This is a genomic window from Spirochaetota bacterium, assembly GCA_026414805.1.
Classification (GTDB): domain Bacteria; phylum Spirochaetota; class UBA4802; order UBA4802; family UB4802; genus UBA4802.
On the sequence record JAOAIH010000005.1, the window covers coordinates 22,278 to 35,120 of the forward strand.

General features: G+C 34.1%; 12 protein-coding genes and 1 tRNA gene. 9 read left to right on the forward strand and 4 right to left on the reverse strand.

Going from position 1 to position 12,843, the window contains the following annotated elements:
- Position 1 precedes the first annotated feature (1 nt).
- Both N3F66_02015 and mtaB read left to right on the forward strand, forming a co-directional pair.
- Positions 2-787 carry a CDP-alcohol phosphatidyltransferase family protein gene (locus N3F66_02015; protein MCX8122925.1) on the forward strand — a complete coding sequence of 262 codons (786 nt, stop codon included), beginning with the start codon at positions 2-4 and terminating at the stop codon, positions 785-787.
- Positions 780-2,048 (forward strand): tRNA (N(6)-L-threonylcarbamoyladenosine(37)-C(2))-methylthiotransferase MtaB, encoded by a 1,269-nt coding sequence (gene mtaB, locus N3F66_02020; GenBank protein MCX8122926.1) that lies wholly within the window; start codon positions 780-782, stop codon positions 2,046-2,048. Before N3F66_02015 ends, mtaB begins: the two co-directional genes overlap by 8 nt.
- 24 nt (positions 2,049-2,072) lie before the next feature.
- Here the strand turns inward: mtaB and N3F66_02025 are convergent, their stop codons facing one another.
- From N3F66_02025 to N3F66_02040, 4 genes are all read right to left on the reverse strand, one after another.
- Entirely contained in the window at positions 2,073-3,014 is a 942-nt protein-coding gene (locus N3F66_02025; protein ID MCX8122927.1) for a cysteine synthase family protein, read from the reverse strand.
- Between the two features lie 200 nt (positions 3,015-3,214).
- A tRNA-Gly gene (locus N3F66_02030) sits at positions 3,215-3,286 on the reverse strand.
- Between the two features lie 92 nt (positions 3,287-3,378).
- Complete coding sequence (locus tag N3F66_02035; protein ID MCX8122928.1) at positions 3,379-3,690, reverse strand: iron hydrogenase small subunit; 312 nt, start codon at positions 3,688-3,690, stop codon at positions 3,379-3,381.
- Positions 3,691-3,737: 47 nt separating this feature from the next.
- Complete coding sequence (locus N3F66_02040) at positions 3,738-5,003, reverse strand: [FeFe] hydrogenase, group A (GenBank protein ID MCX8122929.1); 1,266 nt, start codon at positions 5,001-5,003, stop codon at positions 3,738-3,740.
- A 197-nt stretch (positions 5,004-5,200) separates the two neighbouring features.
- Between N3F66_02040 and N3F66_02045 the strand changes: the two genes are divergently transcribed.
- From N3F66_02045 to N3F66_02075, 7 genes are all read left to right on the forward strand, one after another.
- Positions 5,201-5,653 carry an NAD(P)H-dependent oxidoreductase subunit E gene (locus N3F66_02045; GenBank protein ID MCX8122930.1) on the forward strand — a complete coding sequence of 151 codons (453 nt, stop codon included), beginning with the start codon at positions 5,201-5,203 and terminating at the stop codon, positions 5,651-5,653.
- A gap of 38 nt (positions 5,654-5,691) precedes the next feature.
- Positions 5,692-6,042, forward strand: a complete 351-nt coding sequence (locus N3F66_02050) for a response regulator (GenBank protein MCX8122931.1) — start codon at positions 5,692-5,694, stop codon at positions 6,040-6,042.
- Between the two features lie 12 nt (positions 6,043-6,054).
- A complete protein-coding gene (locus N3F66_02055) occupies positions 6,055-7,227 on the forward strand; it encodes an NADH-quinone oxidoreductase subunit E (GenBank protein MCX8122932.1) in 1,173 nt (390 codons plus the stop codon).
- 14 nt (positions 7,228-7,241) lie between these two features.
- On the forward strand, positions 7,242-9,014 hold the full coding sequence (locus N3F66_02060; protein MCX8122933.1) for an NADH-dependent [FeFe] hydrogenase, group A6: 1,773 nt from the start codon (positions 7,242-7,244) through the stop codon (positions 9,012-9,014).
- Between the two features lie 103 nt (positions 9,015-9,117).
- Positions 9,118-10,500, forward strand: a complete 1,383-nt coding sequence (gene hydG, locus N3F66_02065; protein ID MCX8122934.1) for a [FeFe] hydrogenase H-cluster radical SAM maturase HydG — start codon at positions 9,118-9,120, stop codon at positions 10,498-10,500.
- 1 nt (position 10,501) lies between these two features.
- Positions 10,502-11,575 carry a [FeFe] hydrogenase H-cluster radical SAM maturase HydE gene (hydE, locus tag N3F66_02070; GenBank protein MCX8122935.1) on the forward strand — a complete coding sequence of 358 codons (1,074 nt, stop codon included), beginning with the start codon at positions 10,502-10,504 and terminating at the stop codon, positions 11,573-11,575.
- Positions 11,566-12,831, forward strand: coding sequence for a GTP-binding protein (locus N3F66_02075; GenBank protein ID MCX8122936.1), 1,266 nt, complete (start codon positions 11,566-11,568; stop codon positions 12,829-12,831). Before hydE ends, N3F66_02075 begins: the two co-directional genes overlap by 10 nt.
- Positions 12,832-12,843 lie beyond the last annotated feature (12 nt).

Genomic DNA, 12,843 nt, shown 5'->3' on the forward strand with positions numbered 1-12,843 from the left:
TATGATTGAATTGCTTCAAAATGAAATTGTACATTCACTGTTACCGTTGATAGTAATAAATTGCCTGGCATTAATTAGTTTTTTTATTTTTTTATTTATTTACCCTAAAAGGCCTAAAGATCCAGAAATTATTGCAAGGATGCATGAAACCTTTATTGGTTTGATATTCAGAGAATTTTGGTACTGGGTAAATAAGCCTTTCATTAATGTGTTTATTTATTTACAAATAAAACCAAATACTATTACTTCGCTTTCACTGGTTCTTGCATTTATAAGTGCATACTTTTACTATATTGGCAATTTTGGTTTAGCAGGTTGGATACTAATTGTTAGCGCTACATTAGATATAATTGATGGGAAGGTAGCACGTACCACTAATATGGTAACAAAATCAGGAGCATACTGGGATTCATGTGTCGATAGATATAGTGAAGGGGTGGTATTTTTAGGAATAGCTATGTATTATCAAAACAACTTCATTGCATTGCTTGCTACCATAGTTGCCTTAATTGGTTCTGAGCTTGTAAGTTATACAAAAGCCCGTGGCGAAGCAATAGGTGTCACAACAAAACGTGGAGTGATGCAGAGAGCTGAACGCTTAGCTATTCTTTGTGTTGTTTCTGTATTGCATCCATTTTTCCAGGTAATTTTTAAAAATTCATCAACCAACCCTGAAATAGTTATGATTGGTGCTATGATTGTAATGGCAGTTTCCACAAATTTAACTGCAGCAACCAGAATGCGTATTATTTTCAGGGAGATACAGAAAACTGAGAGCAATGCATGAAAAAACTTTTTCAATTAAAACATTAGGTTGTAAATGCAATCAGTATGAATCTGCACAAATAGCTTCACAGTTTGTATCATCTGGATATAAGCCAGTTCCTTTTGGCTCACCTGCCGATGTTGTTATAATTAACACCTGTACAGTAACCGATAAGAGCAACAAAAAATGCCGTAATTATATTCGTCAAGGAGCTAAATTTTCAAAAACGGGTAAAGTCATTGTGACCGGTTGCATGGTGGAAACTCACAAAGATGAACTTGATGCTATGAATGAAGTGCTTGCCACTTTTACTAATTCTCAAAAGGAACATCTGGTTGTAGAATATGGTGCTTTTGCTCATAATATTGATAACTCGACCTTAGATGCAATTTACACTACCTATGCACTACCATACATGCGTACTCGTGGTTACATAAAAATTCAGGATGGATGTGATGGTGAGTGTTCATACTGTATAGTACCAAAAGTGAGAGGAATTCCTGTATCACGAAGGCTTAATGATATTGTTGAACATGCAAAATATTTGATTGCCCATAAATGCCCTGAGATTGTATTAACAGGAATTACAATTGGTAAATATCATTTCGAGAATGATAATTTAGCTACGCTTATAAAAAAATTGATTAATCTTGAAGGTGATTTCAGGATACGTGTTACTTCTGTTGAACCCACTCATGTTAATAAAGAACTTATAGATGTGTTGAAGCATGTTAAAGTATGTAAACACATTCATCTCCCACTGCAATCAGGTTCGGATAAAATACTCTCTGATATGCATAGGCCGTATACAGTGGATTTTTATAGACAATTAGTGAAGGAAATTAGATTGGCAATACCTGAAATTGCCATTGGTACAGATATTATTGTAGGATATCCAACAGAAAGTGATGATGATTTCGAATCCACAGTACAATTGGTTAAAGAATTGTCGTTTGCGTATGTACATCAGTTTAGCTACTCACCACGAGAGGGAACTATATCTAGTAACTATCGCCCATTACCATATGATACAGTAAGCAAACGTGCCCATATATTACGCCAGGTAGCTCATTTACAATCAGTTGCGTATAAAAGAAAATTTTTACATGCATGTAGGCCTGCTGTTATAGAAAAAGATACAGATGGTATAACGGCACTCACTGATAATTATCTCAAAGTTATTCTTGATAATAATCATTTTAACTTAAGCAAAGTAGGTACATTGCAATCAGTACATATATATGCCATTGAAGATATGCTGCTTTTTGGAGAAATAGTGTAATAAAAGTGATGAGCTATGCTTTTTTTAGGGTGGGCATTTAGCACAGATTGATTGGAATAATGCAGTTGATAAGTACCTATCACCTCTATCAGGTAGGATAGTTACAATTCTACCATGTTTAATACGCTTGGCTACTTCTATACTCCCTGCAACCGCAGCGCCACTTGACATTCCACAAAAAAGACCTTCCTGCAAGGCCAATTTACGGGTATATTCAAATGCTGTTTCGTCATCAACTGTTATAATGTCATCAAGAATGTCGGGGTTGTAAATTGAAGGAACAATTGCTTCTTTCATATTTTTTAAACCCTGTATTGAATGACCAATTACAGGTTCTACCGCAAAAATTTTTATTGATGGATTATATTCTTTAAGGCGTTTGGTTACTCCCATTATAGTTCCGGTTGTACCTATTCCTGCAACAAAAGCGTCAATTTGGCCACCTGTTTGCGCTAGTATTTCAGCGCCTGTTGTTTCATAATGAGCAAGGACATTTGCAGGATTTGAAAACTGATCGGGCATAAAATATATTTCAGGGTTTTCCTGATACATTTTACGGGCCTGAATAATAGCACCATCAGTGCCCAAACATCCTTCGGTTAAAACTAATTGAGCGCCAAATGCTATAAGCGTTTGCTGACGTTCAACACTTACACATTTTGGCATACATAATATGACTTTATATCCTAATGCCGAACCAACCATAGCAAGGCCTATCCCTGTATTGCCACTGGTAGGTTCAAGAATAATTTTATCAGGAGTAAGTTCACCTGATTCAATTGCCTTTTTTATCATATACCATGCGGTACGGTCTTTAATGGAACCACCAGGGTTAGCACCTTCAAATTTTGCTAATATTATGGTGTTATCAGGAGATAATTTATGAAGCTTAATAAGTGGAGTATTCCCTATGGCATGAACTAGGGAATAGTCTGAAATATGTAATTTGTTATTAATTTTTTGCATAAAGATAATAAAATTTAAAATTATTTATACAAATAATATACTAAATGTCAATAGTATTATATCACGGTGGATGTAAAGCTAAATAATTTTTTATTTATTATTAAATATTTGAAAGATATTTAAATTTTGAAAGATATTTAGATATTTAAAAAGATGAAATAAATTTTTCAAATTTTAAGTATGTACTTTCAAGCTGTATGAGCGGGCGATGGGACTCGAACCCACGACGTTCAGCTTGGGAAGCTGACATTCTACCACTGAATTACACCCGCTTTATTCAAATTTTATACACCGTTTACTCTATATGTAGCAGTATAGCTTTTTTTTCAAGAATTTTTTGAAAATTAATATTTATATTGATAGTTCATATTAAAATTCTTTTTTCTTTTAAAGCTTTATACCCTGAAGACCTGTCTATGTAATGTGTATGAAGTAATTTATGAGCCAGATGCGAATGGGGATGTTCAAGGTATTCTTTATAAAGTGTTTTTATTAATGGATTATCCTGTGATTTTCTTATTTGCATAGATTTATCATATTCATACACTCCCTTTGTTCTTTTACTTTTTAAAGTGTAATGTGTAGAAGCAAAAACTTTTGAAACAAAATTGAAGCTACTAAAGAAAATAACACTTATGATTGATAAATTTATAAAGGATTTTCTTGTATGTTTCATAATAGCCACCTCATTGTTTTTGAATTTTAGTAAATTTTTTTATTAATCTATAAAATAAATACATTATCGGGATCAAGGGGTTGTCCACCACCATTTACACATCCACCCGGGCAAGTCATTACTTCAATAAAATGATATTTTGATTTTCCGCTTTTAACCATTTCAATTACAGTTTTTGCATTTTTTAAACCTGAGATAACACATACATTAATCATGACACCTCCAATAGGTATAGACGCTTCCCTCACTCCTTGATCGCCCCTAACAGATTCAAATTCAATTTTTGATAACTTTCTCCCCGAGACTGTCTCATAGGCATACCTTAAAGCCGCTTCCATAACACCACCGGAAACACCGAATATGGTAGCAGCCCCTGTAGAAATTCCAAGTAAAGGATCGGGGTTTTCTTTTGTCATCTTTTTGAGATCTATTTTATTTTTCTTTAACATATATGCCAGCTCCCTTGTATTTATTGTAGCATCAATATCTCTATATCCGCTTGAATTAAATTCTGGGCGTAAGCCTTCAAATTTTTTGGCGATGCACGGCATTATCGAAACCGTAAAGATATCTTTTGGATCCTTTTTTATCTTTTTTGCTCCATAAGTTTTAGCTAATGCTCCAAGCATTCCAATAGGCGATTTGCAGGTAGACAAATGTGGTATTAATTCAGGGTGAAATGTTTCCACGTATTTTATCCATGCGGGGCAGCACGAAGTAAACTGTGGTAAGGGTTTATCTATTTTCTTTGTAATCCTTGAAATAAGTTCACTTCCCTCTTCAATTATAGTAAGGTCTGCTGCAAATTCATTATCCCATATTATATCAAAACCCAATTGTTTTAAAGCAGAGGTTAATTCATTCATTGCATTATAACCTGGTTCAAAACCAAATGGTTCACCAATAGCATACCTAACAGCAGGAGCAACCATAGCGATTACTGTTTTTCTTTTATCGCTCAATGCATTTTCAATGTTAGATATAAATGAAACCTGTTCTTCAATTGCTCCATATGGACAGTTTATAAGGCATTGACCACAGTTAACACAACCATCATAATGGTAAACAGTATGCTTTTTATCAATCTTTTTATCTTCACCATTAATAATTTCAGTTGGGCATACTTCTGTACACGTATGACAAGCGTGGCATTTTGCTTGATTTACCTGAACATAAAAGATTTTGTTATACTCTTCAACTTGAGGAGAGTAATCTTTAATTGATATTCCTTCTGTTTTTGAATATTTATTGCATGATACCAGCAGTGGTGCAAGGATTGAACTTTTTAAAAAATCTTTCCTAGTAATATTCATTGTATCCTCCTATGGTTGATTACATATAAATACATAAATGAAAGAGAATTTCTTGCAATTATTAAATAAGTAATACATTTGTCAATAAAATATTATTTATCATATAAAAATATATAAAAAATAGCATTAATAATATTGACAAATAAATATAGCAGTATATTTTGTGTATATATTTTTATAGGAGGTAATATTATTTTATGATTGATTCAATTTTAAAAGATTTTAATCCTCAAAATAAAGAATTAATACTAGTAGCATTGCAAACGCTTACCCAACATGGGCAACTTGATCAGGAAGCGTTTCAAAAAGTAGCAAATTATTTTAATGTTTCTCCTGCTAAGGTATATGCAGTGGGTTCTTTTTATTCCTTTATTCCTTTAGAGCAAAAAGGTAAATATGTAATACGTATATGTAAAAGCATTTCTTGCGATATGGAACATAAAGAAGAGGTTATTGCGGCAATAAAACAATTTCTAGGAATTGATGTTGGACAAACTACAAACGATAAAATGTTTTCGATAACTGAAGTAAATTGTCTGGGCTGGTGTGATGAAGCCCCAGTGATGATAATTAATGATATACCATATACAAAACTTACTAAGGAAAAAGCTATAGCAATTCTTACAGAATTAAAAAATAAACAAATATAATAAACGTAAATAAAATATAATTTTAGGAGCCATACTATATGAAAAAAATACTTATAGTTGATGATGATCGTGATGTTGTTATTTCATTAAAGGCAATCCTTTCGTCAAAAGGTTTTATTGTTTTTGAAGCATATAGTGGTGAAGAAGGGTTAGAAGTTTTTAATAAAGTTAATCCAGACATTGTGCTTCTTGACTTAATGATGGAGCAAGTAGATACAGGAATTAGTGTATGCAAGAAAATGCGTGCTGAAAATTCGAACGTAAAAATCTTTATGTTGAGTGCAGTTGGAGATGAAGCAGCAACTACTATTGATGTAATGAAAGTCGGTTTTAATGGCGCTATCTCCAAACCAGTATCTCCTGATGAATTGTTGCACTTAATTGATTAAGGGAGGAATTCCATGGAAGGTTTAGATATAAAATCTTTGCAGGAAAAATTTTCCTTAATATTTTCTATAAGAGATCATAACAAAATATTACAATCAATAGTGAGCAAAAGTCCAGATGAAATTATAACACAAATTACAAAATCGGGTCTTAGAGGAAGAGGTGGAGCCGGATTCCCAACAGGAATTAAATGGAAAGCAGCTCAGGAAGTATATGCAAATCAAAAATTTGTAATTTGCAATGCGGATGAAGGTGAACCAGGCACCTTTAAGGATAGAAAAATCCTACAAGAACATTGTGAGCTAGTGCTTTTGGGTATGTGTGCTGCTGCTAAGGCTATTGGTGCAACTATGGGTTATATCTATCTACGCGGGGAGTATGCATTTTTAAAAAACTTAATTTCAGAACACATTAATGAATACAACAATCTATTCAAAAAATTTTCACTTAATTTTGCCATTTACCTGCGAATGGGAAGTGGTGCGTATGTTTGCGGTGAAGAGAGTGCTTTAATCGAATCCATTGAAGGCAACCGTGGTGAACCTCGCAATAAACCCCCATTCCCTGTGTCAAAAGGTTTATTTAATTGTCCCACTGTAGTCAATAATGTAGAAACACTTGCATATGCTGCAATCATTATGGATGAAGGATCTGCAAAATTTGCAGCAATTGGTACAAAGGATTCTAAAGGTTCAAAAATGTTTTCAATTTCAGGAGATGCAAAAATCAAAGGTGTTTTTGAACTTCCTTTAGGAATGAAAGTAAAAGAACTTGTAGATATTTTTTCTGATGGTGATTCAAAAGCCGTTCAGATTGGAGGAGCATCAGGTTATTGTGTAGCACGTAAACAATTTGAAGATAGAATCATAGGTTATGAAGGTATCCCTACAGGAGGTTCAATAATATTCTTTAATAGTTCGCGATCGATGTACAGGGTATTAATGAATTATCTTGATTTTTTCAAGGAAGAGTCATGCGGTCAATGTACCCCTTGTAGAGTTGGTTGTCAGCAACTTTATTATGGTATAAAAGCAATAAGAAGTGGGAATAAACCTATAGATTATTTAAATGAATTGCAAAAACTGGCACAAACAATGTCCATCACTGCAAAATGTGGACTTGGACAGTCTGTTGCAAATCCATTTATTTCAATCACAGAAAATTTCAAAGAAGAGATTTGCTTTTAGTCGGAGGCATTACGATGAAAACAGTTTCGCTAACGATAAACGACAATAAAATAGAGGTTCCAGAATATTACACTGTACTTTACGCAGCAAAAGAAGCGGGTATTATTATCCCAACACTGTGTTACCATGATGATCTTTGTATAGCTGGTAACTGTAGAGTATGTTTGGTTGAGCAGAAAGGTATGAGATCACTTCAGGCTTCCTGTACTTTACAAGTGGCACAAGGCATGATTATTTACACCAATACCAGACGAGTACGAGAAGCACGTAGGACAATTATTGAATTACTATTATCTGAGCATTCTGATAATTGCACAACTTGTTATAAAAATGGAAAATGTGAGTTACAGCAACTTGCAAAAGAATATTTGATAGATGGAGAAAAATATATAAAAATCATACGTCATTGGAATGTAGATGATTCATCTCCATCACTAATTAAAGATGATAGTAAATGTATAAAATGTACCAGATGTGTGCGTACATGTGAAGAATTGCAAGGTGTGTCAGCATTGTACAGTTCACACAAAGGTGAAGATTTAAAAATAACTACATTTTTTGATAAACCACTTAACGATGTAATTTGTACAAATTGTGGTCAGTGTATAAACAGGTGTCCTACAGGTGCTCTTATTGAAAAAAACTATATTAAGGAAGTATGGGATGCTATTGATGATGAAGAAAAATTTGTAGTTGTTCAGACAGCCCCTGCAGTACGCGTTAGTATATCTGAAGCATTAGGTTACGAGATTGGTCAAATTAGTACTGGAAAGCTTGTTGCTGCATTACGGAGACTTGGCTTTAATGCTGTTCTCGATACGGATTTTACTGCTGATTTAACAATTATTGAAGAAGGCAATGAATTTTTACAAAGAATTACCAAGGCGTTACGTGATAAACAAAATGTAGCATTACCAATGACGACCTCATGTTCGCCAGGTTGGATAAAATTTGTTGAACATAAGTATCCCGAATTATTGGATAATGTTTCAACGTGCAAATCACCACAACAAATGTTTGGCGCACTTGCAAAAACCTATTACGCAAATAAGCGTAATATAGATCCTGCAAAAATGATTACTGTTTCAATTATGCCTTGTACAGCCAAAAAGTACGAAGCCAATAGACCAGAAATGTATTCTAGCGGATATAAAGATGTGGATTACGTGTTAACAACTAGAGAGTTAGCATTGATGATACAACAAGCAGGTATTGATTTTGAAAAACTTCCAGATGAGAATTATGATTCAATAATGGGACAGTCAACTGGTGCAGCAGTAATTTTTGGAGCTACTGGCGGTGTAATGGAAGCTGCATTACGTACGGTTTATGAAATAGTAACCGGGAAGGAAGTGCCATTTGATAAATTGAACATTTTGCCTGTAAGAGGAATGGAAGGCGTGCGTTCTACTTCAATTACTATTTCTGGAACAAGGTCAGAGTACAATTTTCTTGAAGGGGTAACATTAAATGTTGCAGTAGCTCATGGTCTAGCGAATGCGGCGTTATTGATGGATGAAGTAAAAGAGGGGAAGAGCAATTATCATTTTATTGAAATAATGGCATGCCCTGGTGGATGTATAGGAGGAGGAGGGCAGCCACTACCTACCAACCGTGTTATTAGAAAAATACGTTCTGAAGCGATATACGAAGCAGATATGCAATTGCCTATACGCAAATCACATGAAAATCCAGAAATTAAACAAATTTACCAAGAGTTCCTTAAACAACCTTTGGGACATATATCGCATAATCTGTTACATACTCATTATATTAAACGACAGTAACAACCGCATCTATTGGTATCAGGTTAATGGGGTGTGAAACATTCATACCCCATCTTTTTTATGTGGTTTCATGTGATATAATAAAGATCAAAGGTATAAGATTATGAAAGCATTCATAGATGAACGTCACATAGATAAAATTTTGAAACATGCTAATCCAGAAAAGTATAAAATAAACGAAATACTAGCTAAAGCTAAAGAATTAAAAGGTTTAAGTCTTGAGGATGTTGCGGTATTGAGTGTGTTACCTGATGAGATGACGCAAGATTTATATGCAACAGCTGATTATATTAAAAAACAAATTTATGGTAACAGAATAGTCCTCTTTGCACCATTGTATATATCAAATTATTGTAGTAACGATTGCATATATTGTGCATTCAGAGCAAGCAATACAAAAGCAAAGCGTAGTTTCTTGACAATGGACGAAATACAAAAAGAAGTAGAAACGCTCATTCAGCAGGGTCATAAACGTATTTTACTGGTTTCCGGTGAATCTTATCCCCCTTATAAAGAAAATGGGCTTAAGTATATATTAAATGCCATTCAATGTATTTATAATAGCAAAAAAGATAAAGGGGAGATACGTCGTGTTAATGTAAATATTGCACCGTTAACTGTTGAAGAATTTAAAGAACTAAAAACAGCCCAAATTGGTACATATCAGCTATTTCAGGAGACATATCACCACCAAACATACTCAAAGGTACATCCTAAAGGGAAAAAAGCAGATTATTCATGGCGATTATACGCAATGGATAGAGCAATGCAGGCTGGTATTGATGATGTGGGAATAGGAGTGCTTTTTGGTTTGTATGATTGGCGTTTTGAGCTATTGGCATTAATGCAACATATTGAACATTTGGAAAAAACTTTTGGCGTAGGGCCACATACAATAAGCGTTCCCAGAATTGAGCCAGCAGTGAACACACCATTTTCACAAAACCCTCCATATCCTGTGAGCGATAGTGATTTTTTGAAAATCATTGCACTGTTACGCTGTGCTGTTCCATATACAGGGATAATACTTTCAACAAGAGAAAATCCTAATATACGCAGAAAAGCCTTGGAGTTGGGCGTATCACAAATATCAGCAGGAAGCAAAACAAATCCAGGCGGGTATTCACTCAATGATGAAGTGGATGCGCAATTTAGTATTGGGGACCATCGTAGTCTTGATGAAGTTATCTTTGACCTAATAAATATGGGGTTTATTCCCTCATTCTGCACTGCTTGTTACCGACTTGGAAGAACGGGAATTGATTTTATGGATAAAGCAAAACCCGGACTTATAAAGCAATATTGCACACCTAATGGAATTGCAACTTTTATGGAGTATCTTTTAGATTATGCACAAGAAGAAACAAGATTAAAAGGAATGGAGCTAATCCAATCAATGCTCTTGCAAATGGAAAAGACTTTGTCACATAAAACGCAAAGGCTACTAAAACTCATTGAAAGTGGAAAACGGGATGTTTACTGCTAACATGATAAAAGAAATTTGTTCTACAGGAAATTTTGGGATCGAGGAATGTATATCTATATTATCTATTGAGGATAATGAATTAATTAATGAAATATTTTCTTGTGCACGAGAGATCACCGATAGATTTGTTGGCCGCAAAATTTATTTACGTGGATTAATTGAAGTTTCAAATATATGCAAAAAAAATTGTTACTATTGTGGTATACGGCGTGATAATAAAAAAATAAAACGGTATATGTTACAGTTTGAGGAGATAGCAACTGCAATCAATTTTAGCTATAATGTTGGTTTTGGTTCGATTGTTCTTCAGGCTGGTGAACAAACGTCCAAAGAATTTATTTCTCTAATTACAAAGTGTATACAATACGCAAAAAGAATTAGCAATGGACAATTAGGTATTACATTATCGATGGGTGAGCAAAAAAAGGAAGTATTTCAACAGTGGTTTGATGCTGGTGCTGATAGATATTTACTTCGCATTGAAACTTCAGATCCATCACTTTATGCAAAGCTTCACCCTTGTGACCATTCATTTACCAGGCGAATGGAATGTCTGTATGATTTAAAAGAAATTGGATATCAGGTTGGAACAGGTGTAATGATTGGTGTGCCGCATCAAACGGTTGAAAATTGTGCAAGGGACATTCTTTTTTTTAAGGAAATGGATGTGGATATGATTGGCATGGGACCTTATATAGTGCATCCAGATACCCCTATAGGAGCTATCGCACATAATTATAATAAAAAAAGGATAGTACAGCAAACTTTGCTAATGATTGCACTTTCACGAATCATATGCAGAGATGTCAATATTGCTTCTACTACAGCGCTTGAAGTACTTGATAAAGATGCAATAATCAAAAGCTTGTATGCAGGTGCCAACGTTAAGATGATAAATGTAACTCCTGAAAAAGCTAGAAAACACTATGAATTATACAAAGAGAAAACAAACCCTTCTTTGCTCATTGCTGTAAAAGAATTTGAAGAGATGGTCAAAGCATCTGGTTTTGATGTAGCATACTTTGCAAAAGGTGATCCGCTCCATTTTCATGAAAGGAAGCTGTCATGTCAGTAGTAGTTGAACGCAACATTATTGGAATTTTTGGCTGCATGAATGTTGGTAAAAGTTCTGTTCTTAATCTAATAGTGCAGCAGGAAGCTTCTATTGTTGATGCTACTCCTGGAACTACTGCCGATACAAAAGAGGTCTTGTGCGAAATTCACGGTATTGGTCCTGTAAAACTTCTTGATACAGCAGGTTTTGATGAAGAAGGAATGCTTGGCCAAAAGAAAAGAAAAAAAGTGTACGATAATCTTAAAGAATGCGATTGTGTATTACTGATTATTGATCCATCGCGTGAAAACTTTTTATACGAAGAATCATTTATTAAAAATGCCCGCGAACAGAGTAAACAGATACTAATTGTTTTTAATATATTTGACAATACCAACCCAGAAAAAATTGAAAATATTGCTGATAAATTGCCAGTTCTTAAATTTTTCCCTTGGATTCAAATCAAAGCAACTGATGAAGTGTATAGAAATAATCTTATTCAATTTATTATTTCCCATTTTACACCTAAAACTAAAGATACCCCACTGATACCGTTTTTAAAAAAAGATCATTTTTATGTTCTGATTATCCCAATGGATGAAGAAACACCAAAAGGGCGGTACCTACGTCCACAGGCAATGGTTGAAGAATATATAACTCGCAATTGGGCATATCCTGTGTCGTATCGATTGAATTTGACAAAAGCGCGAGGAACTGAAGAAGAAAAAAAAGAAGAATATGAAAGATTTACTAAATTTTTATCATCACTAAAACAAAAGCCACATTGCATTTTTACTGATTCTCAGGCTATCGATGTAATAGGATTGTGGTGTCCTGATGATATAATGCTGACTACTTTTTCAATTGTTATGATACACTACCAAAGTAATGGTAAGTTACATAAATTTGTTAATGCAGTAAAGACAATTGACTCATTACCCAAAAATTCAATGGTGCTAATAGCAGAAGCCTGCAATCATAATAGAATTGCAGAAGATATTGGTACAGTTCAAATTCCACGAATTTTAAAAAACAAATATCCAGGATTACGCGTTGAGCATTCGTTTGGAAAAATATTTATGGATATCGAACAAATTAAACAATATTCACTTATTATCCACTGTGGTGGATGTATGATATCGCGGCAGGCATTGCAAGCTCGCATGCGAGATTATGATATTGCTGATGTTCCATATACAAACTATGGAATATTTCTTTCATATATTCAAGGGGAAAAAATTTTTAAAAAAGTATTGTCTCCATGGATGCTCATGTAATCATACAGCAGG